Annotated in this window: 25 protein-coding genes, 1 other RNA gene and 3 pseudogenes; 16 read left to right on the forward strand and 13 right to left on the reverse strand. The window is 70.1% G+C overall.

Annotation, left to right across the window (positions count from 1 at the left end):
• The first annotated feature begins 7 nt into the window (after positions 1 to 7).
• From QQK35_RS17560 to rnpB, 4 genes are all read left to right on the forward strand, one after another.
• On the forward strand, positions 8 to 823 hold the full coding sequence (locus QQK35_RS17560) for a Nif3-like dinuclear metal center hexameric protein (protein ID WP_284255300.1): 816 nt from the start codon (positions 8 to 10) through the stop codon (positions 821 to 823).
• 10 nt (positions 824 to 833) lie between these two features.
• The gene (locus QQK35_RS17565) at positions 834 to 1,574 is read left to right on the forward strand and encodes a zinc ribbon domain-containing protein (RefSeq protein ID WP_284255301.1); all 741 of its coding nucleotides are present in this window, start codon (positions 834 to 836) and stop codon (positions 1,572 to 1,574) included.
• Positions 1,571 to 2,014, forward strand: a complete 444-nt coding sequence (locus tag QQK35_RS17570) for a reverse transcriptase-like protein (RefSeq protein ID WP_284255302.1) — start codon at positions 1,571 to 1,573, stop codon at positions 2,012 to 2,014. Before QQK35_RS17565 ends, QQK35_RS17570 begins: the two co-directional genes overlap by 4 nt.
• A gap of 20 nt (positions 2,015 to 2,034) precedes the next feature.
• Positions 2,035 to 2,424, forward strand: an RNA gene (rnpB, locus tag QQK35_RS17575) — RNase P RNA component class A.
• Between the two features lie 6 nt (positions 2,425 to 2,430).
• Here rnpB and QQK35_RS17580 read toward each other — a convergent pair.
• From QQK35_RS17580 to ppgK, 9 genes and pseudogenes are all read right to left on the reverse strand, one after another.
• Positions 2,431 to 2,856, reverse strand: coding sequence for a VOC family protein (locus QQK35_RS17580; RefSeq protein WP_284255303.1), 426 nt, complete (start codon positions 2,854 to 2,856; stop codon positions 2,431 to 2,433).
• 109 nt (positions 2,857 to 2,965) lie between these two features.
• Positions 2,966 to 3,169, reverse strand: coding sequence for a transcription antiterminator/RNA stability regulator CspE (gene cspE / locus QQK35_RS17585; RefSeq protein ID WP_284255304.1), 204 nt, complete (start codon positions 3,167 to 3,169; stop codon positions 2,966 to 2,968).
• A gap of 113 nt (positions 3,170 to 3,282) precedes the next feature.
• Positions 3,283 to 3,972 carry a response regulator gene (locus QQK35_RS17590; protein ID WP_284255305.1) on the reverse strand — a complete coding sequence of 230 codons (690 nt, stop codon included), beginning with the start codon at positions 3,970 to 3,972 and terminating at the stop codon, positions 3,283 to 3,285.
• Complete coding sequence (locus tag QQK35_RS17595) at positions 3,969 to 6,461, reverse strand: ATP-binding protein (RefSeq protein ID WP_284255306.1); 2,493 nt, start codon at positions 6,459 to 6,461, stop codon at positions 3,969 to 3,971. Before QQK35_RS17595 ends, QQK35_RS17590 begins: the two co-directional genes overlap by 4 nt.
• 15 nt (positions 6,462 to 6,476) lie before the next feature.
• Positions 6,477 to 7,070: a potassium-transporting ATPase subunit KdpC gene (kdpC, locus tag QQK35_RS17600; protein WP_284255307.1), complete on the reverse strand. Its 594-nt coding sequence runs from the start codon at positions 7,068 to 7,070 to the stop codon at positions 6,477 to 6,479.
• 26 nt (positions 7,071 to 7,096) lie between these two features.
• A pseudogene (kdpB, locus tag QQK35_RS17605) lies at positions 7,097 to 9,213 on the reverse strand (potassium-transporting ATPase subunit KdpB).
• Between the two features lie 3 nt (positions 9,214 to 9,216).
• A pseudogene (gene kdpA / locus QQK35_RS17610) lies at positions 9,217 to 10,903 on the reverse strand (potassium-transporting ATPase subunit KdpA).
• Positions 10,903 to 10,992 (reverse strand): potassium-transporting ATPase subunit F, encoded by a 90-nt coding sequence (locus QQK35_RS17615; protein ID WP_284255308.1) that lies wholly within the window; start codon positions 10,990 to 10,992, stop codon positions 10,903 to 10,905. Before QQK35_RS17615 ends, kdpA begins: the two are co-directional and overlap by 1 nt.
• A gap of 167 nt (positions 10,993 to 11,159) precedes the next feature.
• Positions 11,160 to 11,924 (reverse strand): polyphosphate--glucose phosphotransferase, encoded by a 765-nt coding sequence (gene ppgK, locus QQK35_RS17620; RefSeq protein WP_284255309.1) that lies wholly within the window; start codon positions 11,922 to 11,924, stop codon positions 11,160 to 11,162.
• A gap of 88 nt (positions 11,925 to 12,012) precedes the next feature.
• Here ppgK and fgd point away from each other — a divergent pair, with 88 nt between their 5' ends.
• The 10 genes from fgd (at position 12,013) to QQK35_RS17675 (ending at position 20,797) form a co-directional block, all read left to right on the forward strand.
• Positions 12,013 to 13,011 (forward strand): glucose-6-phosphate dehydrogenase (coenzyme-F420), encoded by a 999-nt coding sequence (fgd, locus tag QQK35_RS17625; protein ID WP_284255310.1) that lies wholly within the window; start codon positions 12,013 to 12,015, stop codon positions 13,009 to 13,011.
• On the forward strand, positions 13,008 to 13,718 hold the full coding sequence (locus QQK35_RS17630; RefSeq protein ID WP_284255311.1) for a class II aldolase/adducin family protein: 711 nt from the start codon (positions 13,008 to 13,010) through the stop codon (positions 13,716 to 13,718). Before fgd ends, QQK35_RS17630 begins: the two co-directional genes overlap by 4 nt.
• A 9-nt stretch (positions 13,719 to 13,727) precedes the next feature.
• Entirely contained in the window at positions 13,728 to 14,081 is a 354-nt protein-coding gene (locus QQK35_RS17635) for a GntR family transcriptional regulator (protein ID WP_284255312.1), read from the forward strand.
• A complete protein-coding gene (locus QQK35_RS17640) occupies positions 14,078 to 14,428 on the forward strand; it encodes an FCD domain-containing protein (protein WP_284255313.1) in 351 nt (116 codons plus the stop codon). Before QQK35_RS17635 ends, QQK35_RS17640 begins: the two co-directional genes overlap by 4 nt.
• A 290-nt stretch (positions 14,429 to 14,718) precedes the next feature.
• Complete coding sequence (locus tag QQK35_RS17650; protein WP_348534976.1) at positions 14,719 to 15,555, forward strand: alpha/beta hydrolase; 837 nt, start codon at positions 14,719 to 14,721, stop codon at positions 15,553 to 15,555.
• Complete coding sequence (locus QQK35_RS17655; RefSeq protein WP_284255316.1) at positions 15,552 to 16,925, forward strand: dihydroorotase; 1,374 nt, start codon at positions 15,552 to 15,554, stop codon at positions 16,923 to 16,925. Before QQK35_RS17650 ends, QQK35_RS17655 begins: the two co-directional genes overlap by 4 nt.
• A gap of 39 nt (positions 16,926 to 16,964) precedes the next feature.
• On the forward strand, positions 16,965 to 17,939 hold the full coding sequence (locus QQK35_RS17660) for an LLM class flavin-dependent oxidoreductase (RefSeq protein WP_284255317.1): 975 nt from the start codon (positions 16,965 to 16,967) through the stop codon (positions 17,937 to 17,939).
• A gap of 28 nt (positions 17,940 to 17,967) precedes the next feature.
• The gene (locus tag QQK35_RS17665) at positions 17,968 to 18,831 is read left to right on the forward strand and encodes an ABC transporter permease (RefSeq protein WP_284255318.1); all 864 of its coding nucleotides are present in this window, start codon (positions 17,968 to 17,970) and stop codon (positions 18,829 to 18,831) included.
• A 24-nt stretch (positions 18,832 to 18,855) separates the two neighbouring features.
• Entirely contained in the window at positions 18,856 to 19,701 is an 846-nt protein-coding gene (locus QQK35_RS17670; protein ID WP_284255319.1) for an ABC transporter ATP-binding protein, read from the forward strand.
• Positions 19,702 to 19,747: 46 nt separating this feature from the next.
• The gene (locus tag QQK35_RS17675) at positions 19,748 to 20,797 is read left to right on the forward strand and encodes an ABC transporter substrate-binding protein (protein ID WP_284255321.1); all 1,050 of its coding nucleotides are present in this window, start codon (positions 19,748 to 19,750) and stop codon (positions 20,795 to 20,797) included.
• A 54-nt stretch (positions 20,798 to 20,851) separates the two neighbouring features.
• On the opposite strand, the pseudogene map reads toward QQK35_RS17675, so the two are convergent.
• A pseudogene (gene map, locus QQK35_RS17680) lies at positions 20,852 to 21,719 on the reverse strand (type I methionyl aminopeptidase).
• An 11-nt stretch (positions 21,720 to 21,730) separates the two neighbouring features.
• Here map and QQK35_RS17685 point away from each other — a divergent pair.
• Entirely contained in the window at positions 21,731 to 21,907 is a 177-nt protein-coding gene (locus tag QQK35_RS17685) for a methionine aminopeptidase (RefSeq protein ID WP_284255322.1), read from the forward strand.
• A gap of 24 nt (positions 21,908 to 21,931) precedes the next feature.
• On the opposite strand, the gene QQK35_RS17690 is transcribed toward QQK35_RS17685, so the two are convergent.
• Complete coding sequence (locus QQK35_RS17690) at positions 21,932 to 22,753, reverse strand: DUF72 domain-containing protein (RefSeq protein WP_284255323.1); 822 nt, start codon at positions 22,751 to 22,753, stop codon at positions 21,932 to 21,934.
• A gap of 342 nt (positions 22,754 to 23,095) precedes the next feature.
• On the opposite strand from QQK35_RS17690, the gene QQK35_RS17695 reads away from it, so the two are divergent.
• Entirely contained in the window at positions 23,096 to 23,296 is a 201-nt protein-coding gene (locus QQK35_RS17695; protein WP_284255324.1) for a hypothetical protein, read from the forward strand.
• On the opposite strand, the gene panB is transcribed toward QQK35_RS17695, so the two are convergent.
• Positions 23,284 to 24,102 carry a 3-methyl-2-oxobutanoate hydroxymethyltransferase gene (panB, locus tag QQK35_RS17700; RefSeq protein WP_284255325.1) on the reverse strand — a complete coding sequence of 273 codons (819 nt, stop codon included), beginning with the start codon at positions 24,100 to 24,102 and terminating at the stop codon, positions 23,284 to 23,286. The genes QQK35_RS17695 and panB overlap by 13 nt on opposite strands.
• 26 nt (positions 24,103 to 24,128) lie before the next feature.
• Positions 24,129 to 25,877: an NAD+ synthase gene (locus QQK35_RS17705; RefSeq protein WP_284255326.1), complete on the reverse strand. Its 1,749-nt coding sequence runs from the start codon at positions 25,875 to 25,877 to the stop codon at positions 24,129 to 24,131.
• Positions 25,878 to 25,980: the final 103 nt, after the last annotated feature.

Consider the following 25,980-nt stretch of genomic DNA (forward strand, 5'->3'; position numbering starts at 1 on the left):
TGAGGGGATGCCGCCCACGCTCGCCGACGTCCAGCTGGTCGTCGAGCGCCTGTGGCCGCGATCGGGCGCCGAGTCGTGGGATGCCGTGGGCCTCGTCGCGGGCGACCCGGCCGCCGAGGTCTCCCGGGTGCGCCTCGCGGTCGACGCCGTGCTCGACACGGTCGACGAGGCCGTCGCCGAGGGCGCCCAGCTGCTGCTGACGCACCACCCGCTGCTGCTGCGCGGGGTGACGAGCGTCGCCGAGGACCGCTCCAAGGGGGCCGTCGTCGCGCGGTTGATCCGCGGCGGATGCGCCCTGCTCGCGGCGCACACGAACGCCGACGTCGTGGCACGCGGCACGTCGGCCGTCTTCGCCGAGCGGCTCGGCCTCGGCGCTCTGCGACCGATCGAGCCGGCGCCCGACGGCACCACGGGGCTCGGTCGCGTCGGCGAACTCGCCCGGCCCACGACGCTCGGGCGGCTCGCGCGTGCGATCGCCGACGTGCTGCCGGCGACGGCGCAGGGCATCCGGGTGGCGGGGGAGTACGAGCGCGAGGTGCGCACGGTTGCGCTGTGCGCCGGTGCGGGCGACTCGCTGCTGCAGCATCCGGCCGTGCTCGCCGCCGACGTCTACGTGACGAGCGACCTGCGGCATCATCCGGCCTCCGAGGCGGCCGAGGCCGCTCGGCTCGGCCGGGGACCGGCGCTGGTCGACGTCTCGCATTGGGCCAGCGAGTGGCTCTGGCTCGAGGTCGCCGCCGAGCAGCTGCGTGCAGAACTGCCCGGCGTCGCGATCGACGTCAGCGAGCTGCGCACCGACCCGTGGGAGTTCGCGATCGTATGAGAGGGATCGAATGCCGCTGAAGGCCGCACCCGAGCACCAGGCGCTGCTCCTGGAGCTCCAGGCGCTCGACACGAGGCTGGGCCAGCTGACGCACCGGGCCGCGACCCTGCCCGAGGCGGCGGCCGTCGACGAACTCACGATGCGCCGCGACGACCTGCACGCGGTCGTGCGCGACCACACGGGCGCCTGGGAGGACGCGAAGGCGGAGCTGACCCGCACCGAGTCGGATGTCGCCGTCGTCGAGGCGCGCATCGCCCGCGACCAGGAGCGGTTGCAGGCGACCTCGTCGCAGAAGGACATCCAGGCGCTCGAGCAGGAGCTCGCGGCCCTCGCCAAGCGCCGCAGCGACCTCGAGGACATCGAGCTCGAGGTCATGCAGACCGTCGAGGACCGCTCGGCAGAGCTGGAGGCATCCCGTGCGGCGCTCGCGGCCCTGGATGTCTCGGTCGCCGAGGCGCAGGCCGCACGCGATGCCGCGACCGACGCGATCGCGGCCGAGCGGCGGCAGACCGAGGATGACCGCGGGGTCGTCGCCGCGCGGGTGCCCGCCGAGCTGCTCGCGCTCTACGAGAAGCAGCGCGCCCGATACGGGGTCGGCGCCTCGCACCTGGAGCGGGGCATGTCGTCGGCGACCGGAGTCCTGCTGGGCGGCTCCGACCTGAGCAAGGTGCGGGCCGCGGCCCCCGACGACGTGATCGTCGAGGAGGAGTCCGGCGCGATCCTGGTGCGGACCGCGGAGTCGGGCCTGTGACGCCCGTGGCCGATGGCGGAGCCCGCCGCCTCATCGTCGAGGCCGACGGCGGATCACGCGGCAACCCGGGCCAGGCCGGCTCCGGAACGCTCGTCATCGATCCGGAGTCGGGCGAGATCCTGGCCGAGATCGGGTTGTACGTGGGCATCGCGAGCAACAACGTCGCGGAGTACAAGGGCATGATCGCGGGGGTCACGAAGGCGCTGCAGATCGACCCGCACGCCGAGCTGCACGTCCGGATGGACTCCAAGCTCGTCGTCGAGCAGATGTCGGGTCGCTGGAGGATCAAGCACCCGGGCATGGCCGAGCTCGCCCGCGAGGCGCACGGCATCCTGGCCGGCACCCAGGTCAGCTTCGAGTGGATCCCGCGGCTCGAGAACTCGCGTGCCGACCGGCTCGCGAACGAAGCGATGGACAAGCGGATGTCGTTCGAGCGCTAGGCGCTAGGCTCGACGCCGAACGGGCCGGCCAGACGGTCGCGTCATCCCGCGAGGGATGCCGAGGAACGTCCGGGCTCCACAGAGCAGGGCGGTGGGTAACACCCACCCGGAGTGATCCGCGAGAAAGTGCAACAGAGAGCAGACCGCCTGCCGACTGGCGTCTTCGGACACCGGTCGGCCGGTAAGGGTGAAACGGTGGTGTAAGAGACCACCAGGAGCCCTGGTGACAGGGCTCGCTGGGTAAACCTCGTCCGGAGCAAGGTCAGACAGGCACCGATGAAGCTGCTCGCCGAGGTGTCGGGTGGACCGCTGGAGGGCTGCGGCAACGCATCCCCGAGAGAGATGGCCGTCCCGGACGGAGCCGCGAGGCCCCGCCCGGACAGAACCCGGCGTATCGGCCGGCCCGTTCCTCGCCGCTAGGCCGAGGCGCCCGAGATGTTGACCATCCAGTCGACGCCGAAGGCGTCGGTGAACATGCCGAACGAGTCGCCCCACGGCGCCTTCTCGAGCGGCTGGTTGACCGTGCCGCCCGCCGAGAGCTTGTCCCAGAGCTCGGTGAGCAGTGCCTCGTCGTCACCGCTGAGGGAGACGGAGAAGCCGCCGAGGCTCCGACCGCTGTCCATGTGGGCCGGGGTGTCCGACACCATGAGGGTGAAGCCGTGATCGCCGTCGACCTGGCCGTGCATGACGAGGTCCTTCTCATCGGCCTGCACCTGGTCGCCCATGCCGCCCTGCTCGAAGGACATGATGTTGACCGTGCCGCCGAGGGCGGCGTGGTAGAACTCCAGCGCCTGCCGTGCCTGGCCGTGGAGGTTGATGTAGGGGTTGAGGATCGCGCTCATGCCGACACCGTAGCCGGGGATGTGAACGGCGTCCACATCTGAGGGTGAACGCCCGGGTAAACAACGACGCGCCGCCCCTGACGGGACGACGCGTCGTGTGGTTCGGGTCTCAGACCGCGTTGATGTTCGAGGCCTGCGGGCCCTTCTGGCCCTGCGTGACCTCGAACTCGACCCGCTGTCCCTCATCGAGGCTGCGGTAGCCCGACGTCTGGATGGCGGAGTAGTGCGCGAACAGATCCTGCGATCCGTCGTCGGGGGTGATGAAGCCGAATCCCTTTTCGGCATTGAACCATTTGACGGTTCCAGTGGGCATTCGTACTGCTTTCTATTGCTGTCCCGACGGTTCCGGAACTGTTGAGCCAGAAGAGTAGCGCACCCTACGTGGCCAAAACGGGTCTCAGCGGGAATGTTCACCGAACCGAAACATCACCCGGCCGCGGGCGCCTCGGGCGCGAAGCGGTATCCCATCCCCGCTTCGGTGAGCAGATACCTGGGTGAACCGGGCTCCGGTTCGAGCTTCTTGCGCAGCTGGGAGAGGTACAGGCGCAGATATCCGGTGTCGGTGGTGTACTGCGGTCCCCACACTTCGGTGAGCAGTGTCTCGCGTGTCACGAGGCGCCCCGGATGCCGCAGCAGCACCTCGAGAAGCCGCCATTCGGTCGGGGTGAGGCGCACGGTCGAGCCCGCACGGGTCACCGCCCGCGCAGCGAGGTCGACGACCACGTCTCCGAATGCGACGACGGGAGCCTCCGGAGCGGTGGGCGCGCGCCGGCCGAGCGCGCGGATCCGGGCCAGCAGCTCATCGGCCGCGAACGGCTTGGTCACGTAGTCGTCGGCACCCGCGTCGAGGGCCTCGACCTTGTCCCACGAGTCGCTCCTGCCGGAGACCACGAGGATCGGCACCTGGGTCCATCCGCGCAGCGCCTCGATGACCTGCACCCCGGTCAGGCCGGGCATTCCCAGGTCGAGCACGACGATGTCCGGATGCGTACGAGTCGCGGCGTCGAGCGCGGTGCGGCCGTCGGCGGCAACGGTGACCTCGTAGCCGCGCGCGGTGAGCGTGATGCGCAGCGCCCGCAGGATCTGCGGGTCGTCGTCCGCGATCAGGATCCTCACGCGGCCGCCCCGAGCTCGACCACCATCGTCAGGCCGCCGCCGGGCGTGTCCTCCGCCTCGAGGGTGCCGCCCATCGCCTCCACGAACCCCTTCGACAGGGCGAGGCCGAGCCCGATGCCGGCGGTGTTGTCGGTGTCGCCGACGCGCTGAAAGGGTACGAAGACATCCTCGCGCCGATGCTCCGGGATCCCGGGACCCGCGTCGATGACCCGCAGCTGCACGCGGTCGCCGAGCTCGCTCGTCGCGATGACCGGCGCGGTTGCGGCGGGGGCGTAGCGCAGCGCGTTGGTGAGCAGGTTGACGACCGCGCGCTGCAGCAGCACGGGGTCGGCCCGCACGGGGGCGACGCGGGAGAGCTCCAGCGCCACGTCGCCGGGCGCGAGTCCCAGCTCGTCGAGCGCGCCGCCGACGACGTCGTCGAGCGCTACCGCTTGCGTCGTGACTCCGAGCACGCCGGCCTGGAGGCGGCTGACGTCGAGCAGATCGGTGACCAGAGCGCCGAGCGAGCGCAGGCTCTCGTCAGCGGTCGCCAGCAGCTCGCCCTTGTCGTGCCGGCTGAGCCGCACGTCCGAGGACCGCAGCGATGTGACCGCGGCCGTGGCCGCCGCGAGCGGGCGGCGCAGATCGTGACCGACCGCGGCGAGCAGTGCGCTCCGGAGGCGGTCGGCCTCGGCGATCGGGCGCGCCTCCTCGGCCGCGGCCGTCAGCCGACGCTGCACCAGAGCGGCCTCCAGTTGCGAGGCGAACGCTCCGAGGACGCGGCGATCGGACGAATCGAGCACACGGCCGCGGAGCACGAGCTCGGCGTGCTCGCCGAGCGGCAGAGCCGACTCCTGGTCGGCGTCCCGCGCGATCGACGGGTCGGCCGCGGCCGCGACGATCTCCTGCTCCTCCCCGGGGGCGCCCTGGCGCAGCTGAACGCTCGCGAGCGCGAATGCCTCTCGCAGCCGCCCCACGAGCGCGTGCAGCGCGTCACCGCCCCGGATGACGCTCCCGGCCACGGCGACGAGCACCTCCGCCTCGGCCGAGGCCCGTGCGGCCACCGTCGCCCGGCGCGCCGCCTGATCGACCACGATGCTGACGAGACCCGCCACTGCGACGAAGATCACGAGAGCGAGCGCATGCAGCGGGTCCTGGATCCGGATCACGTACAGCGGCGGCAGGAAGAAGAAGTCGAGGAAGAACCCGGCGATCACCGCCGCCAACAGCGCCGGCCAGATCCCGCCCACCACCGCCACCACGACCACGAGCAACTGGAACGACAGCACGTCGATCGGCAGCGTCTCGCGTGATCGCGCGAGCGAGAGCAGCAGGGTGAGGAGCGGCATGCCGAGCACGGCGACGGCGACGCCCGCGATCCGCCGTCGCACCGAGAGCGCGCCGGTGAGCTTCGGGAGCCCGAGCCCGCCGGCCTGGGAGTGCGACACGATGTGCACGTCGATGTCGCCCGCGAGCCGGATGACGCCCTGCGAGGTGCCGGCGCCGCCGAGCAACGCGCGCAGCCGCCCGCGCCGGCTGACGCCGATGACGAGCTGGGTCGCGTTGACGCTCCGGGCGAACTCGACCAGCGCCTGCGGCACCTGCTCCGCGACCAGCTGGCGGAACGTGCCGCCGAGCGTCTCGACCAGGCTCCGCTGGGCGGCAAGGATGCCGGCCCCGGGGCGGGTGAGCCCGTCGGGGCTGGTCACGTGCACCGCGTACAGCTGGCCGCCGCCCGAACGCTGCGCGATGCGCGCCCCGCGACGCAGGAGCGTGTCGCCCTCCGGGCCGCCCGTGAGGGCCACGACGATCCGCTCACGGGCCTCCCACGGCGCCGAGATGCCGTGCTCCTCGCGGTAGGCACGCAGGGCGCTGTCGACCTCGTCCGCGAGCCACAGGAGCGCCAGTTCGCGCAGGGCGGTGAGGTTGCCGAGCCGGAAGTAGTTGCTGAGGGCCGCGTCGACGCGCGCCGCGGGATAGACGACTCCCTGGGCCAGCCGGTCGCGGAGCGCCTGCGGAGCGACGTCGACGAGCTCGACCTGGTCGGCGTCGCGCAGCACTGCATCCGGTATCGTCTCGCGCTGCGGCACCCCGGTGATCTGCTGCACCACGTCGTTGAGCGACTCGATGTGCTGGATGTTGACCGTCGAGATGACGTCGATGCCCGCGTCGAGCAGGGTCGCGACGTCCTCCCAGCGCTTGGCGTGCCGTGATCCGGGGGCGTTGGTGTGGGCGAGCTCGTCGACGAGGGCCAGGTCCGGATGCCGGGCGAGCACGGCGTCGAGGTCCATCTCGTCGAGCACGACTCCGCGGTGCTCGACCGTGCGGCGCGGGATCACTTCGAGCCCGTCGATCAGGGCGGATGTGGCGGCCCGCCCATGGGTCTCGACGACCGCGACGACCACGTCCCGTCCCTCGTGGCGCAGGCGGGCGCCGTCCTCGAGCATCGTGTAGGTCTTGCCGACGCCGGGGGCGGCGCCGAGCATGACCCGCAGCCGGCCCTGCCTCATGAACGCAGTCTGCCGCTAGTGGAGCTGGGAGAGTGCGAGGTTGAGCTCCACGACGTTCACGACCGGCTCGCCGAGGTCGCCGAGCTCGCGGCCCGCGACGTGCTTCTCGACGAGTGCGCGCACGGTCGGCGTGTCGAGCTGGCGCGCGGCGGCGACCCGGCCGACCTGCAGGAGCGCGTACGCCTCGCTGATGTCGGGGTCGAGCCCCGAGGCGGATGCGGTGACCGCATCGGCCGGGATCCGCGCTGTGGAGACACCGTCGAGCTTCGCGATACCGGCCTGACGCGCCCGGATCGCCGCGATCAGCTCCTTGTTCTCGGGGCCGTAGTTGGAGCCCGAGGAAGCGCTCGCGTCGTATCCGGTGCCGGCGGCGGATGGGCGCGACTGGAACCACTGCGGCAGCGGTCGGCCCTCCTTGTCGGTGTACGACTGCCCGATGAGCGAGGAGCCGACGACGGCGCCGGAGGAGTCGCGCAGCAGCGATCCGTTCGACTGGCTCGGCATGGCCAGCCCCACGACCCAGATGACGGCCGGGTACAGGATGCCCAGGACGATCGTCAGCACGATCATGGCGCGGAGGGCGGTCCACGCCTGGCGCGTGAGCTTCATGATGCTCCTTTCGGACGCCAAACGGCTCAGAAGCCGGGGATGAGGGTGACGACGAGGTCGATGAGCTTGATGCCGATGAACGGGGCGACGAGGCCGCCGAGACCGTAGATCGCCAGGTTGCGGCCGAGGATCGATGCGGCCGGGCGCGGCCGGTATCCCACCCCCGGAGCGCAAGCGGGATCAGGAAGACGATCACGAGGGCGTTGAAGACGATCGCGCTCAGCACGGCGGACGCCGGCGAGTGCAGGTGCATGACGTTCAGCACGGCGAGGCCCGGGAACACGACGGCGAACATCGCCGGGATGATCGCGAAGTACTTGGCCACGTCGTTGGCGATCGAGAAGGTGGTGAGCGAGCCGCGGGTGATGAGCAGCTGCTTGCCGATCCGCACAATGTTGATCAGCTTCGTCGGGTCGGAGTCGAGGTCGACCATGTTGCCCGCCTCCTTCGCGGCCGAGGTGCCGGTGTTCATGGCCACCCCGACGTCCGACTGCGCGAGCGCCGGCGCGTCGTTCGTGCCGTCGCCGGTCATCGCGACGAGGTTGCCGCCGGCCTGCTCCTTCTTGATCAGCTCGAGCTTGTCCTCCGGGGTCGCCTCGGCGAGGTAGTCGTCGACGCCGGCCTCGGCGGCGATCGCCCGGGCGGTCAGGGGGTTGTCGCCCGTGATCATGACCGTGCGGATGCCCATGGCGCGCAGCTCGGAGAAGCGCTCGCGCAGCCCCGTCTTCACGACGTCCTTGAGATGGACCGCCCCGAGCACGCGGCCCGCGCCTGCGGCGTCCTTGGTGGCTACGACCAGCGGCGTGCCACCGGACTGCGCGATCTTGTCGACGATGTCCTGCAGACCGGGTGCCGATTCGCCGCCGATCCACGCGGCGATGCTCGACCCGGCACCCTTGCGCACCTCCGAGCCGTCCGCGAGGTCGAGGCCCGACATCCGGGTCTGGGCGGTGAACGGGACGATCGTGGCGCCCTCGGGAACCGGCACGTGACCGCCGGCCAGGTCGACGATGGAGCTGCCCTCCGGCGTCGGGTCGGCGAGCGACGACATCAGGGCTGCTTCGGTGAGCACGGCCTGCGAGATGCCGGGCAGTACCACGAACTCGGTCGCTCGCCGGTTGCCGTAGGTGATCGTGCCGGTCTTGTCGAGCAGCAGGGTGGTCACGTCGCCGGCCGCCTCCACCGCGCGACCCGACATGGCGAGCACGTTGTGCTGGACGAGCCGGTCCATGCCGGCGATGCCGATGGCGCTCAGCAGGGCGCCGATCGTGGTCGGGATGAGGCAGACGAGCAGGGCGATGAGCACCACGATGGTGGTCGCGCCGTGCAGGTAATCGGCCATCGGATTCAGCACGAGCACGACGATGAGGAACACGATCGTGAGGCTCGCGAGCAAGATGTTGAGCGCGATCTCGTTGGGCGTCTTCTGCCGCGCGGCGCCTTCGACGAGCCTGATCATGCGGTCGACGAAGGTCTCGCCGGGCTTGGACGTGATCCGCACCACGATGCGGTCGGAAAGCACCCGGGTGCCGCCGGTGACCGCGCTTCGGTCGCCGCCGTGCTCGCGCACGACCGGAGCGGACTCGCCGGTGATCGCCGACTCGTCGACGCTCGCGATGCCGGCGACGATGTCGCCGTCACCGGGGATCACCTCGCCGGCGGTGACGATCACGACGTCGCCGAGCCGGAGGTCCGACGAGGCGACGTCCGTCGTCTCGTCGGCCATGGCATCCGGATCGGCCCCGTCGTAGCGCGGGACGCGGTGGGCGAGCGTCGAGGTGCGCGTCGCGCGCAGCGACCGGGCCTGGGCCTTGCCGCGCCCCTCCGCTATCGACTCGGCCAGGTTGGCGAACAGGACCGTGATCCACAGCCAGACGGCGATCGCGGCGCTGAAGGTCGGCGGCAGGGGCCGGGCACTCGACACCGGCGCGTGCAGGAACGGCTCGGCGATCGCATAGGCGGTGCTGAGCAGGGCGCCGACCTCGACGACGAACATCACCGGATTGCGCCACATGAGCCGCGGGTCGAGCTTGCGGAACGCGCCGGGCAGCGCCTGCACGAACTGACCCCACGAGAGCGCGCTTCCGCGGCCCTTCGGAGACGGCGACGACGCGGCGGCGGAGGTCTCGGTGACGACGGTCATGGCTTACTTCAGTCCTTCTGCGAGGGGCCCGAGCGCGAGCACGGGGAAGTAGGTGAGGGCGGTGACGAGCAGCGTGGTACCGATGAGCATCCCGATGAAGAGCGGCCGGTGCGTGGGCAGGGTGCCCGCGGTGACCGGCACCCTGTCCTGCTGGGCGAGCGAGCCGGCGAGGGCCAGCACGAAGACGATCGGCACGAACCGCCCGAGGAACATGACCACGCCGAGCGCCGAGTTCAGCCACGAGGTGTTCGCCGTGATGCCCGCGAACGCGGAACCGTTGTTGTTCGCGGCCGAGGTGAACGCGTAGAGCACCTCGCTGAACCCGTGCGTGCCGGGGTTCCCGATCGAGGTCGTCACGAGGTCCGTCTTGACGGCCGGGATCGCGAAGCTCAGCCCCGTTCCCAGCAGCACCAGAGTCGGTGTCGTCAGGATGTAGAGGCTCGCGAGCTTCATCTGGCGCGGCCCGATCTTCTTGCCCAGGTACTCGGGGTGCGCCCGACCATGAGGCCGGCGACGAACACCGCGATGATGGCGAGCACCAGGATGCCGTAGAGCCCCGCGCCCACGCCGCCCGGCGCGACCTCCCCGAGCATCATGTCCGACAGCGTCACGGCACCCCGAGAGCGGTGTAGCTGTCGTGCATCGAGTTCACGGCGCCGGTCGAGGTCAGCGTCGTCGACGAGGTGAAGATCGTCGAGGCCGCGATCCCGAACCGGTCCTCCTTGCCCTCCATCGCGCCGCCTGCGAGCTGCGGAGCCGTGCCGGAGGCGCTGATCTCCGCCCAGAACAGCAGCACGTTCGAGACGAGCCAGAAGACCCCCATCGTGGCCAGGATCGCCCAGCCCTGCCGCTGATCGCCGACCATCCGGCCGAAGGCGCGGGGCAGGGAGAACGGGATCAGCAGCAGCAGGAAGATCTCGAACAGGTTCGTCGCGGCGCTCGGGTTCTCGAACGGGTGGGCCGAGTTCGCGTTGTAGAACCCGCCGCCGTTGGTGCCGAGCTCCTTGATCGCCTCCTGCGAGGCGACCGGACCGCCCGGGATCGTGGCGGTGGCGCCGGTGACGGTCGTGATGTGCTGGAAGCCACCGAGATTCTGGATCACGCCGCCGGCCATGAGCACGATCGCTGCGACGATCGAGAGCGGCAGCAGGATCCGGAGCGTGCCGCGCGTGAGGTCGACCCAGAAGTTGCCGATCGTGCTCGTGCGTCGGTACGAGAACCCGCGCACGAGCGCTACGGCGACGGCGATGCCGACGGCGGCGGAGAGGAAGTTCTGCACCGCGAGGGCGACGAGCTGCACGGTGTAGCCGAGCGTCGTGTCGGGGGAGTACGACTGCCAGTTCGTGTTCGTCACGAACGAGACCGCCGTGTTGAACGACAGCGCCTCGCCGGGACGGCCGAGGCCGAGCGACCACGGCAGCCAGGTCTGCAGGCGTTGGAACACGTAGACGAGCAGGATGCCGACGAGCGAGAACACCAGCACCGAGCGCAGATAGACGCTCCAGCTCTGCTCGGCGTCGCCGTCGGCGCCGATGATCCGGTAGAAGCCGCGCTCGGCGCGCCAGTGCTTCGTCGTGGTGAAGACGCGCGCGATGTGATCGCCGAGCGGCACCTGTACGAGCCCGAGCACGACGGCGAGCGTCAGCAGTTGGGCGGCGAACAGCGTCCACTCGGTCCCGGTGGGCACCATCAGAACTTCTCCGGTCGCACGAGCGCGGCCACGACGTACCCGATCGCGGCGACCGCCAGCACGGCGGCGACGACGGTCAAGGCGATCACAGCCTCTCGATCCCCGTGGCCACCAGGGTCACGAGAGCGGTCAGCGCGAGGATCGCCAGGACGTAGATGATATCGAGCACGCCACGAGTGAACGCCCGCGCACCGGCGGCCAGATCGATCCTGACGGGATCCTCACGGCCCGGCGACGGGTCCTGACGGTTTCCTGATCAGTGCCGTGCGTCGCTCAGATCGCCGGCCAGCGCGGCCGCGCCGAGGATGCCGGCGTTGTTCAGGTGCACGGCCGGAACGATCTCGGGACGCAGCTTGAGCAGCGGCAGGAACTCGTGCGCGTTCTTCGAGACGCCGCCGCCCACGATCAGCAGGTCCGGCCAGAGCAGCGCGTCGAGCACGTCGTAGTAGCGCTGCAGGCGCTTGGCCCAGTGCTTCCAGTCGAGGTCGTCGCGCTCCATCGCCGAGTACGCCGCCCGCTTCTCGGCGTCGTGCCCGTCCACCTCGAGGTGGCCGAGCTCGCTGTTGGGCACGAGCTGGCCGTTCCACAGGACGGCGCTGCCGATCCCCGTGCCGAGGGTGGTGAGGATCACGAGACCGTCGCGGCCCTTCGCGGCGCCGTAGCGCACCTCGGCGACCCCCGCCGCGTCCGCGTCGTTGACGAACAGGATGTCGCGGTGCAGCGACGCCTCGAACCGCTTCTCGGCGGCGAGGCCGATCCACTTCTTGGAGACGTTGGCGGCCGACATGGTCACTCCGTGCAGCACGACGGCGGGGAAGCAGACGCCGATCGGGGTTTCCTTCGCGACCTCGCCGAACCCGTCGACCATCTCCGCAACGGCGGCGACGATGTCGTCGGGCTCACCGCCCTTCGGCGTGGGCACCTTCACGCGGTCGGTCACGAGCTCGCCGGCGTCGAGGTCGACCACCGCCCCCTTGATGCCCGTTCCGCCGATGTCGATGCCGATCGCCCTGGTCGTCATGGCTCCATCCTGGCAGCGCCCTCACCGCGGGGCGACCGAGCTATGTATATTGTAGCCAAAAGACGATTTAGGTCACCCAGGAGGCGGCGTGCTCAAGCTCGGATACAAGGCATCGGCAGAACAGTTCGGGCCCTCCGAGCTGTTGCGGTACGGCGTGCTGGCGGAGCAGAACGGGTTCAATTCGGTCTTCACCAGCGACCATCTCCAGCCCTGGCGGCACGACGGCGGGCACGCGCCCGCGGCGCTGCCCTGGCTGGGCGCGCTCGGCGCATCGACCGAGCGGATCATCCTGGGCACCAGTGTGCTCACCCCGACCTATCGGTACCACCCGGGCGTCATCGCTCAGGCGTTCGCCACCCTCGGATGCCTGTACCCGGGCCGCGTGGTCCTCGGCGTCGGCTCCGGAGAGGCGATGAACGAGAAGCCGCTCGGCATCGAGTGGCCGGAGCAGAAGGAGCGCTTCGCACGACTCAAGGAGTCGGTGGAGCTCATCCAGACCCTGTGGACGCAGGAGCGTGTGGACTATCAGGGCACCTACTACAGCGTGGAGCGCGCGACGATCTACGACCGGCCCGAGACGCCGGTTCCGATCTACATCGCCGGTGCCGGCCCCGCGGCCACCCGCCTCGCCGGTCGCGTGGCGCAGGGCTGGATCACGACGAGCGGCAAGGGGCGGGAGTTGTATGTCGACACGCTCATCCCGGCGCTGGAGGACGGCATCGGAAAGGCCGGCCGCGCAGACGCCGACGTCGACCGCCTGCTCGAGGTCAAGGTGTCGTTCGACCACGACCGGCAGAAGGCGCTCGAGGCGACGCAGTTCTGGGGCGCCCTGGCGCTGAAGCCGGAGGAGAAGACCGGCGTCGAGGACCCGGTGGAGATGCAGCGCCTCGCCGACGCGCTGCCGGTCGAACGGACCGCGAGCCGCTTCATCGTCTCGACCGATGTCGAGGAGCACGTCGCCCGCATCCGGGAGTACGTCGACATGGGCTTCACCCACCTCGTGTTCCACGCTCCCGGTCCCGATCAGGAGCGATTCCTCAAGCTCTACGGCGACGAGGTGCTTCCGGCCCTGCGGCAGCTCGGATGAGCACCCCGGCGGTCGAGCAGCAGCTGCGCCGTGACCTCGTCACGTGCACGCGTCTGCTGGTCTACACCGGCGTCCTCGACTACAGCGGCCATGTGAGCGCGCGGATCCCCGGCACCGACGAGGTGCTCATCCAGCCGCGCGACGCGAGCCGGGCCGCCATCACGCCGGACGACCTGCTCGTCATCGACCTGGAGGGCGAGCTCGTGCGCGGGGAGGGCATCCCCGTCGCCGAGGCCGCCATCCACACCGGCGTGTACCGTGCCCGCCCGGATGTCTCGGTGATCTGCCACGGGCATCCATCGCTCTCGACCACCTTCACGATGACCGACCGCGCCATGCTGCCGATGCGGCACTTCGCCTACAAGTTCCCCGACGGGCTGGCCGTCCACCCCGACACCCGGCACATCCGGACGAGGCAGCAGGGCGACGCCGTCGCGGCGACGCTCGGCGATGCGGGCGCGTGCATGCTCCGCTCGCACGGCACCGTGGTGGTCGGCGATCGGTTCGACGTGCTCTTCATGGACTGCGTCGACCTCGAGGAGAACGCGCGTACCCAGCTCGCGGCGACCCAGCTGGGCGGGGAGCAGCGGCCGCTGACGCCCGATGAGATCGACGAGATCGCCGAGAGCTACGGCGGACTGGGGCACCGCCCCGGCAAGATGTGGGAGCACTACGTCCACCGCGCTACCGTGGCGGGCTACCTGTAGGAGGCGACGATGGCGACGACGGCACAGCGCGGAACGGTCCACCTCGAGGAGGTGGCCGCTCGGCTCACCAACGGCTACAAGACCATCGGCGAGATGGTCTACGAGGTGATCCGGGAGTCGATCGTGTCCGGCGCCTTCGCGCCGGGAGAGCGACTGCGACAGGAGGCGATCGCGACCGCGATCGGCGTCTCCCGCATCCCGGTGCGTTCGGCGCTCATGCAGCTGGAGTCGGAGGGTCTCGTCGACTTCCATCCGCGCCGCGGGGCGGTCGTGCGATCCTCTCGATCGCGCAGCTGCACGAGATCTTCGAGCTGCGGGAGCTGCTCGAGCCGTTCGCGATCGGCAAGTCGATCGCGACGATGACGCCCGAGCGTGCGGCGCGGCTGCGATCGCTCGCGAAGCAGCTGGACAAAGGGCACGAGGGCTCGGAGTTCCTCGAGATCCGGATCGCCTTCTACCGCGAGCTCTACGACCACGAGAACAATCCGCAATTGGTCAAGATGATCGAGGAGCTGCGCTCCGCGGTCGGGCGCTACCTGCTCGGGTGGCGCGTCGCGGTCGGTGCGGGGCGCAATCACTCCGACCTCGCGGAGACCGTCCTCGCCGGCGACGTGAAGGGCGCGAGCACCCTCGTCCGGCAGCACCTCGATCAGGTGCGGGACGGCCTCGAGGAGATCATGGCGAAGGACGTCGTCACCCAGGAGGCCTGACCGGGGCAGTTCTCCGGCCCGCTCGTCGCGGGCCGTTCCGGCGCGCCCGGACGGGAGGGCGTGCATGTTTCCGACGCGTAAAAGTCGCGGCCCGGTGCTTGATCTGGGGCGCCGAAGTTCGCTACGTTTCTGCACATTGGATACAGTAGCCAGCAACACGCCGGCCGATGGAGACGACGAGTGCGAACCGAGAACGTGACCTTCTACAGCGAGGGTGACCGCATCAGCGCCATCTGGCGCACCCCCGACACGGTCGACGGGCCGGTGCGTGCGATCGTCCAGGGGCCCGGATGGCTGGGCCTGAAGGACGCCAAGCTCTACGTCCGCTACCACGAGGCACTCACCGCCGCGGGGTTCGGCGTGCTCGTCTTCGACTACCGGGGTTCGGCGACTCGGAGGGCGACCAGGGCATCCTGTCGCCCGCCGACCAGCTCACCGATCTGCGCAACTCGGTCACCTACCTGACGACCCGCGACGACGTGATCGCGGATGCCATCGGCTGCTTCGGCACCGGGGGCACCGGCGGCGGCAACGCGGTCCTGCTGGCGGGCGTCGACCCGCGGATCCGCGCCGTCGTCAGCCAGGTGCCCGTCGCCGACGGCCGCGACTGGCTGCACCGCATGCGCCAGGAGCACGAGTGGATCGCCTACCTGAGCGCTCTCGAGGAGGACGCGAAGCTGCGCGTCACCACCGGGCGCGGGCGCACGGTGCACCCGCGCGAGGAGATCATGATCCCGACGCCGGAGCGCAAGACGACGACCATCAAGGCGGACGTCGACGAGCGGATCCCGACCGCCATCTCCCTCGCATCCGCCGAGCAGATCCTCGAATACCGCCCGATCGACGCGGCCGATGGCCTCCTGACCCCGCTCATGGTGATCGGCGTCGAGGCCGACGCGACCACGCCCACCGACCACGCCGAGGCGCTCTACGAGGTCGCGGCGGGCCCGAAGGCGCTCATCATGCAGCGCAAGACCTCGCACTACGCCGCCTACGACCGCTACTGGACCGAGGTCACGCCCCGGATCGTGCAGTGGTTCGACCGCTACGTGCGCCCCGCCGACGTCCGGGTGGAGTCCTCCGCCGGATCGGCATCCATCGAGAACCTGGAGGTTGCTGCCCGATGACCATCTCGCTCCGCATCGCGGGAGGCCGCGTCACCACCCCGTCCGGCACGATCGACGCCGACGTGCTCGTCGACGGCGAGCGCATCGCCGGCCTCGTCTCGCGCGAGTTCGAGGTCGACGCCGCCGAGATCGTCGACGCGACGGGCAAGAACGTGCTGCCCGGCATGATCGACGTCCATGTGCACACCCGCGAGCCGGGGTACGAGCACAAGGAGGACATCACCACCACGACCGAGCAGGCCGCGGTCGGCGGTGTCACCACGATCTTCGGCATGCCGAATCTGCAGCCGCCGACGACCACCGCGCAGACCCTCGACGAGGTGCTCGCGATGTACGCCGAGAAGTCGATCGTCGACTACAACCACAACCCGGCCGCGACGCAGCCGGACGAGATCGTGCCGATGGCCGAGCGCGGCATCCGGGCGTACAAGGTCTACATGGTCGTCGACACGGGACGCACCTATCCCCACCCCGCCGGGACGGGCATGCACGATCACGGCGACCTGCTCCGGATGATGGATCAGATCAAGGCGACCGGCAAACGGTTCATCATCCACCCGCACGACCAGGCGCTCATGGACTACATCGAGAAGCAGTACCTGGACCGCGGGGAGAACACGCCGCAGGGATATGCGCAGGCGTACGCCGAGCGCAGCGGCGTGATCTGGGACACCGCGATCGACGTCGTCATCCGTCTCGCCGAGGCGAGCGGCTGCCCCGTGCACATCGCGCACATGCAGACCAAGCGCTCCATCGAGGCCGTGCGCCGCGCCAAGGCCAACGGCATCGACGTGACGTGCGAGGTCAACCACTGGGCGCCCTTCCTCTCGACCTGGAACGACGTCGAGACGCTCGGCCCCTACGCGCTCAGCTACTGGGTGCCCGACGAGGGCCGCGAGGCCGTCTGGCAGGGGATGCGCGACGGCACCATCGACATGTGCTCCTCCGATCACGCGCCGCACACGCGCGAGGAGAAGGAGATCGGCTGGACGCAGATGTGGAGCTCCCACACAGGCACGCCCGGCATCCAGTATTACTACCCGCTGCTGCTCGACGCGGTCACGAAGGGCCAGCTCACGATCGAGCGGGTCGCCCAGCTCGTGGCCCAGGCGCCGGCCGACAAGTTCGGCCTCGCGGCGAGCAAGGGCGCCCTCGAGGTCGGCCGGGACGCCGACATCGTGATCGCCGACCTGAACGCCCCGTGGACCATCCGCAACGACGGCGTGCTGTCGCGGGTCGGATGGACGCCCTACGACGGTCGCACGATCAACGCCGCGATCACCGCCAGCTACGTGCGCGGTCGAGCGGTGAGCATCGGCGGCACCGTCGTCGGCACGCCCGGCCAGGGCCGCATGGCGCTCGCCCGTTAGACCTCATCCGCCTTCCCCACCTCACGACCAAAGGACACCATGAAATTCGGACTCCTGCTCCCGCACTTCGGCGAGCACGCCTCCAAGGACAACCTGCTGCGCGGGTCGCAGCGGGCCGAGGAGCTCGGCTTCGACTCGGTCTGGGTGCGCGATCACCTGGTCTTCGAGCCGCACGGGGAGATGGAGGCCCCCAACCGCGAGTTCTACGACGCCCTGACGACGCTCACCGCGATCGGCGCGGTCACCGAGAAGATCGAGCTCGGCACGGGGTCGCTCATCCCGTTCCGTCATCCGCTCCTCACGGCGCTCATGGCCGGCACGATGACCCAGCTCGTCGGCAACCGCCTCATCCTCGGGTTCGGAGCGGGCACCTTCGACCACGAGTTCGAGGCCATCGAGTGGGGCGGCCGCGACCGCGTGGAGCTCGTGCGCTCGAACGCGGAGATCCTGAAGCGCGTGTTCACCGAGAACAACGTCAGCTACAGCGACGACCAGTTCACGTTCAACGACATCTCCATCGAGCCGAAGCCGGTCGGCGGGCGCATCCCGTTCTGGTACTGCGGCGCGACGCCGCGTTCGGCGCGCCTCGCCGTCGAGTTCTGCGACGGCTGGATGCCGGGGCGCATCTCGCTCGCGACGATGGCCAAGCGCATCGACACGATCAAGGAGCTGTCGGCCGAACAGGGCAAGACGATGCCGACGATCGCGGTCATCCCGCCGACCTCCATCGAGGCGACGCGCGAGGAGGCGCTCAGGGATGTGAACATCCCGGGCCTGCTCGCGTGGGCGAACAAGGCCAAGTTCACGGTGAAGCCGCCGTCGGGATCGTTCGAGACCGTCGAGGACCTCGAGGGGCAGCTCATCGCGGGCAGCCCCGAGGAGGCCGTCCAGGAGGTCAAGAAGTTCGAGGCGCTCGGAGTCGAGCATCTCGTCTTCGACTTCCGCTTCAAGTTCGACCGCTGGTTCGAGCAGATCGAACTGCTCGGCACCGAGGTCCTGCCCCACCTCCGCTAGCCACGTCACGCACACGAGGAAGACCACCATGGCACTGACGAACGACGCGCCCGGCCGGGCGCCGCGACCCGACCTGTCGCCCGTGCAGGATCCGGAGGCGCCCGCCGAGCCGAGCGCTCTCCGCACGTTCCTGCGCCGCCGCTGGACGCTGCCGATCCTCTCGGTGGTGGTCTTCCTCATCGTGTGGCAGATCGTGGGCATGAATCTCAACCCGATCCTGCTCGCGACGCCCGGTTCGGTCGCCGTCGCCCTTGGCGAGCTCGTCGTCAACGGTCAGCTGGGGTTCGCGTTCCTGCGCGCCATGGGAGCACTCGGCGCCGGCTTCGGGATCGCCGCGGTGGTCGGGATCGGCGTCGGGCTGCTCATGGGCCGCTCCATCGTCGCCTACCGTGTCATCAACCCGTACGTCTCGTTCTTCCAGGCGACGCCGCTGATCGCCCTGACCCCGCTCGTCGTCATCTGGGCGGGGATCGGCTTCCCCGCCGAGGTCGTGATCACGTTCCTGCTCGCGGTGTGGACGGTGATCATCAACACCTCGGAGGGCACCCGCAACACGCCGCCGATCCTGCTCGACATGGCGAGCGTCTACCACGCCAAGGAGAGCTCGGTCGTGCGCAACGTCGCCCTGCCGCACGCGGTGCCGTACATCTTCGCCGGCCTGCGCATCGCGCTCGGCAAGGCCCTCATCGGCGTGATCATCGGCGAGATGAGCATCAGCCTCCAGGGCCTCGGCGGTCTCATCGTCGACTTCGGCGACTCGTTCCAGACCGCCAAGCTGCTGGCCGCGATCATCACGTCGTCGATCGTCGGCGTCGTCGGCACCATCATCATCGAGATCCTCCGCCGCTACATCGCTCCGTGGTCGCAGACCGTCGACCGCGGCAAGCTCTGAGCCCCCACCCGATCAGGAGCACGCATGTCCATCGCGACCGCAACCCCCGCGATCCAGGTGACGGGCGTCACCAAGACCTTCTCCCGCCCGGTGGAGCGCTCGGCGCGCTCGCGCCGGCGCGGCGCCCAGAGCGCCACCGAGGCGATCACGACCGGCGGCGACGTCTTCACCGCGCTGCAGGACATCGACCTGAGCGTCGGCAAGGGCGAGTTCGTCTCGCTCGTGGGCGCCTCGGGCTGCGGCAAGACCACCCTGCTGCGGATGATGTCCGGGCTCATCGCGCGCGACAGCGGTGAGATCCGGATCGACGGCCGCCTCGTGAACGGGGTGCCGTCCAAGGTCGGGTTCGTCTTCCAGGAGCCGGCGCTGCTGCCCTGGCGATCCGTGCACGACAACCTGGCGTTCGCGCTGGAGTACAAGCAGCTCCCGCCGGACGAGCGCGAGGCCGTCATCGAGGACAAGCTGAAGCTGACCAACCTCCTCGAGTTCCGCAACTCCTATCCGCACCAGCTCTCCGGGGGCATGCAGCAGCGGGCGGGGCTCGCCCGAGCGCTCGCCACGGACCCCGAGGTGCTGTTCATGGACGAGCCGCTCTCGGCGCTCGACGCGTTCACCCGCCGCCGACTGCAGCAGGAGATCGCCTCGATCATCGAGGCGAGCGGGGCGACCTGTGTGCTCGTCACCCACGACGTCGACGAGGCGGTCTTCTTCTCGGATCGCATCGTCGTCATGGGCGCCCGACCCGGTCGGGTCACGGAACTCATCGACGTGCCGTTCCCGCGTCCGCGTACCCAGGTCGAACTCCTCGGCAATCCCGAGGCAGCGCAGATCCGGGACCGCGTGCTCGAGCTCGTGCTCGGACTCGGCTGAGGGCGCTCGCACGTACAACCCGGTACCAAGACAGGAAGGCAACGAAATGCTCGGAATACGATCCCGTGCGCACGGCGTCACGCGGCTGCTCCTCGCGGGCACGGCCATCGCCGCGGCGACGGGCCTCATGCTGGCCGGCTGCGCGTCGACGTCGACGCCCGCCGCGACCAAGCACGCCACGTCCGCGACGGGTGAGCCCGACCTCACCGGCAAGACGATCAACATCGCGCTCGGCGCCGCCCCGGCGACGAGCGACACCAAGATCGCGCTGATGGTGTCGATCCTGCAGCAGTGGGGCGCCGACGCGAAGATCGTCAACCAGGTCGGCGACCCTGCCGCCGTGCGCGTCGTGCTCTCCGGCGACGCGCAGGTCGGGGCGATCGCCGGCCCGAGCGCGATCAACTCGGGCCTGATCGCCATCGGCCCCTCGCAGCCGCGTCTCGACTACCACTTCATCGGTGCCCCGTCGCTGAAGAAGGTCACGCAGCTGCCCGGCAAGATCTACGGCACGTCGAACCAGCACGGCGTCGAGGCGCTCGCGTTCGCGGCTCTGCTGAAGGCCAAGCACATCGACGCGTCGAAGGTGACGCAGACGATCGCCGGCGGCGCCTCGGTGCGGGTCAGCGCCATGATCGCGGGCCACATCCAGGCGACCTTCGTGCACGCACAGGACGTGAAGACGCTCACGGATCAGGGCTTCAACGATCTCGCGACGATGTCGAAGGTCGCCCCGGATGTGGCCGACTCCTTCATCGCCACGACGCCGGCCTGGTACAAGGCGAACCCCGACCTGGCCCAGGCGATCGATCAGGCGTGGATCGAGGCGGCCCGGATCTTCAACGACGACAAGGCGAAGTGGATCAGCGCGGCGCTCGCCTACGCGGGCGGGTCGAAGGCCGACGCCGAGGACCTCTACACGGCGCTGAAGTCGTCCGACACCTTCCCCGTCTCCTCGAGCGCCTACTCCGAGGCCAGCGCCCAGGAGCAGGAGCAGCAGGCCGCCGACGTCGGCGCCATCTCGAACTCGCCGGACATCGCGACGTGGTTCGACCAGGGCGCCTGGGACGCGGCCGTCAAGGCCGAGAAGATCAAGTAGGAACCAAGCAGCACGAGGGGGCCCGGTCGGGTGGCGACCGGGCCCTTCGTGCGGCTACGGGCGGGTCAGGATCTCCGCGCCCCGCTCGGTGACGACGATCGTGTGCTCCCATTGCGCGGTCAGCGCCCGGCTGCGGGTGACGACGGTCCAGTCGTCGTCCCAGATGTCCCACGCGGTCGATCCGTCGATGGTCAGCATCGGCTCCACCGTGAAGACCATCCCGGGCTCGATCGGCGCGTCGTAGCCGGGTGCGGCGTCGTAATGCGGGATGACGAGACCGCTGTGGAACGCGGTGCCGACACCGTGCCCGGTGTACTCGCGCACGACGCCGTAGCCGAACCGCTTCGCATAGCTCTCGATCGCGCGGCCGATGACGTTGACCTGCCGACCCGGTGCGATGGCCCGGATGCCGCGCATCATCGCCTCGTGGGTGCGATCGATGAGGAGGGCGGCATCCTGACTCACCTCGCCGACCGGGAAGGCGGCGCAGAGGTCGCCGTGCATGCCCTCGACGTAGGCGGTGATGTCGATCTTGACGATGTCGCCGTCGAACAGCTCGGTGTCGTCGGGGATGCCGTGGCAGATGACCTCGTTGACCGAGGTGCAGGTGGACTTCGGGTAGCCGCGGTAGCCGAGCTCGGAGGGGTAGGCATCGTGCGCCACGAGGTAGTCGTGGCCGATGGCGTCGAGGTCGTCGGTGGTGATGCCGGGCCGCACGGCGGCGCCCATGGCCTCGACCGCCTGCGCCGCGATCCGGCTCGCGCGGCGGATGCGCTCGAGCTCGAGGGGAGTAGCGGTCGTCGCCGTCGTACGCCGCCGGCTCGGCCTTTCCGACGTATTCCGGGCGCGGAATGCCGATCGGCACGTCGCGACGTGCCGAGATCCGGCCGGGAACGAGGTGACCGTCGGCGTCGCGGGGCATACGCTCAGCCTATGAGTGCCGACGACGACACGACCTGGTGGTACAACAACAAGACGGGCGAGGTCGAGCAGGGACCGCAGTCGCTGGGGATCGATCGCGACGGGCCCTACGCCACGCGCGAGGAGGCCGAGCGGGCACCGCAGATCGCGCAGGAGCGCGCCGCCGCCTGGAACGACGAGGACGACTGATCAGCGGCCGGGCCGGGCGCCCGGTCAGAGGTCGCTCAGCCGCTCGATGAGCGACATCGCGTCGATGGGGGAGCGCACCTTCGCGTCGTTGTCGAAGTAGACGTAGACGTCGCGGTCGTGGTCGAGGTGATCGCGTGTCCACTCCTCCCACGTGTCGAGACCCGCGTCGTCGTAGCCGCTCGTGTAGAGCTCCTTGTCGCCGTGCAGTCGCGCATACGCGAAGTCGGCGGTGACCCAATCGAGTTTCGGCCAGCGTCCGGCGCTGTCGCCGAGCACCATCGCCACGCCGTGGGCCTCCAGCTGGGCGGCGAAGCGCTCGTCGTCCCACGAGTAGTTGCGCACCTCGACGGCGTGCCGCAGCACGCGATCGGCATCGGTCTCGAGATGCTCCCGGTCCTTCATGCGTTCCACGCCACGGCGGGTCGCCAGCTCGGCGGCCGCGGTCGTCGTGTGGGGCAGCATCCCGAGGAAGCGCTCGACCAGTTCGCGGTCGTAGTCGAGGTTGGGCGGCAGCTGCCACAGGATCGGCCCGAGCTTGGGACCGAGAGCCAGCAGACCGGAGGCGAAGAAGTTGGCGACGGGCTCGTCGATGTCGCTCAGGCGCTTGATGTGCGTGATGAAGCGCGGTGCCTTGACCGCGAAGAGGAAGTCGTCCGGCGTGCCGTCGCGCCATGACATCCAGCTCGTGGGCTTCTGCAACGAGTAGAACGAGCCGTTGATCTCGATGGACGAGACCCGGTGCGAGGCGTAGTCGAGCTCGTCGGCCTGACGCAGCCCCTTCGGGTAGAAGACGCCGCGCCACGGCGCGTAGGTCCAACCGGACATGCCCACCCACGCGCGCGCCACGCGGCCAGGTTACGCGGACCGACCCGTTCGGGGGCTGCCGGATCGCCCGCGCGTCAGGTGAGGATGGTTCGATCGAGACAGGGGGATCGATGGGACGACATGCTGCACCGATGACGGAGGCGTGGACGCCGCCCATCTCGCCCATCGCGCAGCCGGTGCATCCGACCGCGCCGGTGTATCCGACCGCGCCGGTGTATCCGCCCGCGCCGGTGTATCCGCCCGCGCCGTCGGTCAGTCACGACCGGTTCACGGCGCTCAACCTGCTCGTGCCCCCGGCAGCAGGCCTTCCCCGGCCGAGCCCTGTTCTGGGGCATCGTCTCGGCGCTCCTGTTCAACGTCGCGTTGCTGCCGGGGGTGTTCGCGATCGTGTTCGGCATCCTCGGGATCGCGCGCTCGCGCCGGCTGGAGCGACTCGGTCTCGGTCCCCAGGGTCGGTCGAGGTCCGTGGCCGGCCTGGTGCTCGGGTGCGTCGGGGTCGTCCTCGGGGTCCTGTTGGTGGTCGTCGTGGTGGTGCTTCCGCGGGCTCGCCCCTACCCGTCGTAGGAGTGCTCGGCGTCGGGATAGGCGCCCGCGGCGACGTCGGCGATGTACGCCTTCGCGGCCCCGTCGAGGATCTCGGCGAGCTCCGCGTACTTCTTCACGAACTTGGGGATCCGGCCGGTCGTGAGCCCCGCCCAGTCCGTCCAGACCAGCAGCTGCCCGGTCGTGTGCGGTCCGGCCCCGACGCTGATCGTCGGGATGCGCAGCTCCTCGGTCACCCGCTTCGCGGCCTCCGCCGGCACCATCTCCATGACGACCGCGAAGGCACCGGCATCCTCGACGGCGTGCGCGTCGGCGAGCAGCTGCTCGACGCCCGAGCCGGCCCGGCCCTGGATGACGTGACCGCCCAGCTGGTGCTCGCTCTGCGGCGTGAAGCCGATGTGCGCCATGACCGGGATGCCGGCGGCCACCACGCGGCGGATCTGCTCGGCCGAGCGCACCCCGCCCTCGAGCTTCACCGCGTGCGCTCCGGTCTCCTTCATGAACCGGAACGCGGTGTGCAGGGCCTCGTCGGGTCCGGTCTCGTAGGACCCGAAGGGCATGTCGGCGACCACCAGCGCGCGCTGCACGGCACCCGCGACGGCGCGCGTCAGCGGGATCAGGTGATCGATCGTCACGGGCAGCGTCGTGTCGTAACCGAGCACGTTGTTGCCGGCGGAGTCGCCCACCAGCAGGAAGTCGATGCCGGCCCGATCGAAGATGCCGGCGGTGAGGGCGTCGTAGCTGGTCAGTCCCGTGATCGGGATCCCCTGCTCCTTCGCGTTCTGGAAGTGCCGGGTGCGGACCCGCTTGACGACGCCATCGGCCATGGAAGGAGCCTAGTTCGAGCCGGCGGTCAGAGATTCGGCCGGTAGGTGATCGGGAGCCGCCGGTCGCGGCCGAACGCCATCCCCGAGATCTTCGGACCGATCGCACCCTGCCGGCGCTTCCACTCCGACTGGTCGACCAGCTTCGCGACGAAGAACACCGTGTCGTGGTCGAAGCCCTGCGCCACGATGTCCTCGCGCCCGAGGCGCTGGGTCACGTACAGCTCCAGGATCGCGTCGAGCAGCTCGTAGGGCGGCAGCGTGTCCTGGTCGGTCTGATCCGGGCGCAGCTCGGCGCTCGGCGGCTTCTCGATCGACGCGACCGGGATCGGCTCGGTCTCGCCGCGCGAGCGGGCGTGCTCGTTGCGCCAACGCGCCAGTTCCCAGACGAGCGTCTTCGGCACGTCCTTGATCGGCGCGAAGCCGCCGGCCGCGTCACCGTAGATCGTCGAGTACCCGACCGCGACCTCGGTCTTGTTGCCGTTGGTCAGCGCCAGGTGGCCGTGCATGTTCGACTCGGCCATCCAGATCATGCCCCGGATGCGCGCCTGCACGTTCTCGGCCGCGGTGCCGGTGAGCTGCAGCTGCTCCTCGATCGGCGCGACCAGGTCGGCGATCGCCTGCACCGAGAAGTGGATGCCGAGCCGCTCGGCGAGTTCGGCCGCGTCGTCCTTCGACCCCGGCGAGCTGTACCGGCTCGGCATCGAGATGCCGTACACGTTGTCGGCGCCGATCGCGTCGGTGGCGAGGGCCGCGACGACGCTCGAGTCGATGCCGCCCGACAGCCCGAGCACCACCGAGGGGAACCGGTTCTTGCGCACGTAGTCGCGCAGGCCGAGCACGAGCGCGTTCCAGAGCTGCTCGCGATCGTCCGGCAGCACCGCCACGTCCCGAGCCAGGTCGGCCGGATCCGGCGACGCCGGCAGGGTGATGTCGACCCGGGCGACGTGCTCGGGCAGCGGGGTGTCGGTCGCCTCGTCCGGGTCCACGTCGACGAGAAGCAGGTACTCCTCGAACTGCGGAGCCCGGGCGAGGATCGCGCCGGCGCCGTCGACCACGACGCTGTCCCCGTCGAAGACGAGGTCGTCCTGGCCGCCGACGATGTTGACGTACGCGACGATCGTGTCGGTCTCCTGCGCGCGCCGCGTGACGAGCGGCAGCCGCACGTCGTCCTTGTCGCGCTCGAACGGCGACGCGTTGATCACCAGCAGCAGCCCCGCGTCGGCCTGCAGCACGCGGCCGACCGGGCCGCCGTCGCGCCACAGGTCCTCGCAGATGATGAGCGCGACGTCCGCGGCCGGTTCCCCGGGACGGGCGGTGCGCAGCACGAGCAGTTCGTCGCCCGGGATGAAGATGCGGTACTCGTCGAAGACCGAGTAGTTCGGCAGGTGGTGTTTGGCGTACCGGGCCTGGATCGCGCCGTGCTGCAGCACGGCGGCCGCGTTCTGCGCGACCGCGGTCGGAGCGTTGGACGAGCCGAGCAGCCGCGGCTCGAAGGGTCCGTCGGGGTAGCCGACGACGACGACGAGGTCGCCGAGGCCCTCCGCCTCCAGCCGCTCGGCGAGGGCCGGGACGGCGTCGTGCGCGGCGCGGAGGAACGAGGGCTGGGCGGCGAGATCCTCGATCGGGTAGCCGGAGAGGGCCATCTCGCCCGCGAGCAGGATGTCGGCCCCGGCATCCCGGGCTCGGCGCGCCGCCGCGACCAGGCCGTCGGCATTGCCGGAGAAGTTCCCGACGACCGGATTCGTCTGTGCCAGGGCCAATCGCAGACGGGGCATGCCAGTAGCCTAGGACGGGTCGGACCGCCACCTCCGGCGCGATACCGAAGGGCCAGCGGAGCCGGGCGCTCGCGCGCGGCCGGCGAAGCGGCTGCGCCGCAGA

This window comes from Pseudolysinimonas kribbensis, assembly GCF_030161895.1.
Classification (GTDB): Bacteria; Actinomycetota; Actinomycetes; order Actinomycetales; family Microbacteriaceae; genus Pseudolysinimonas; species Pseudolysinimonas kribbensis.

Excerpts from the sequence above, each read along its gene's own strand:
- QQK35_RS17560 (WP_284255300.1), top strand. The coding sequence starts at position 8 with ATGCCGCCCACGCTCGCCGACGTCCAGCTGGTCGTCGAGCGCCTGTGG.
- QQK35_RS17565 (WP_284255301.1), top strand. The coding sequence starts at position 834 with ATGCCGCTGAAGGCCGCACCCGAGCACCAGGCGCTGCTCCTGGAGCTC.
- QQK35_RS17580 (WP_284255303.1), bottom strand. The coding sequence starts at position 2,856 with ATGAGCGCGATCCTCAACCCCTACATCAACCTCCACGGCCAGGCACGG.
- cspE (WP_284255304.1), bottom strand. The coding sequence starts at position 3,169 with ATGCCCACTGGAACCGTCAAATGGTTCAATGCCGAAAAGGGATTCGGC.
- QQK35_RS17595 (WP_284255306.1), bottom strand. The coding sequence starts at position 6,461 with ATGAGGCAGGGCCGGCTGCGGGTCATGCTCGGCGCCGCCCCCGGCGTC.
- kdpC (WP_284255307.1), bottom strand. The coding sequence starts at position 7,070 with ATGAAGCTCACGCGCCAGGCGTGGACCGCCCTCCGCGCCATGATCGTG.
- ppgK (WP_284255309.1), bottom strand. The coding sequence starts at position 11,924 with ATGACGACCAGGGCGATCGGCATCGACATCGGCGGAACGGGCATCAAG.
- QQK35_RS17630 (WP_284255311.1), top strand. The coding sequence starts at position 13,008 with ATGAGCACCCCGGCGGTCGAGCAGCAGCTGCGCCGTGACCTCGTCACG.
- QQK35_RS17635 (WP_284255312.1), top strand. The coding sequence starts at position 13,728 with ATGGCGACGACGGCACAGCGCGGAACGGTCCACCTCGAGGAGGTGGCC.
- QQK35_RS17640 (WP_284255313.1), top strand. The coding sequence starts at position 14,078 with ATGACGCCCGAGCGTGCGGCGCGGCTGCGATCGCTCGCGAAGCAGCTG.
- QQK35_RS17650 (WP_348534976.1), top strand. The coding sequence starts at position 14,719 with ATGGCTGGGCCTGAAGGACGCCAAGCTCTACGTCCGCTACCACGAGGC.
- QQK35_RS17655 (WP_284255316.1), top strand. The coding sequence starts at position 15,552 with ATGACCATCTCGCTCCGCATCGCGGGAGGCCGCGTCACCACCCCGTCC.
- QQK35_RS17660 (WP_284255317.1), top strand. The coding sequence starts at position 16,965 with ATGAAATTCGGACTCCTGCTCCCGCACTTCGGCGAGCACGCCTCCAAG.
- QQK35_RS17665 (WP_284255318.1), top strand. The coding sequence starts at position 17,968 with ATGGCACTGACGAACGACGCGCCCGGCCGGGCGCCGCGACCCGACCTG.
- QQK35_RS17670 (WP_284255319.1), top strand. The coding sequence starts at position 18,856 with ATGTCCATCGCGACCGCAACCCCCGCGATCCAGGTGACGGGCGTCACC.
- QQK35_RS17675 (WP_284255321.1), top strand. The coding sequence starts at position 19,748 with ATGCTCGGAATACGATCCCGTGCGCACGGCGTCACGCGGCTGCTCCTC.
- QQK35_RS17685 (WP_284255322.1), top strand. The coding sequence starts at position 21,731 with ATGAGTGCCGACGACGACACGACCTGGTGGTACAACAACAAGACGGGC.
- panB (WP_284255325.1), bottom strand. The coding sequence starts at position 24,102 with ATGGCCGATGGCGTCGTCAAGCGGGTCCGCACCCGGCACTTCCAGAAC.
- QQK35_RS17705 (WP_284255326.1), bottom strand. The coding sequence starts at position 25,877 with ATGCCCCGTCTGCGATTGGCCCTGGCACAGACGAATCCGGTCGTCGGG.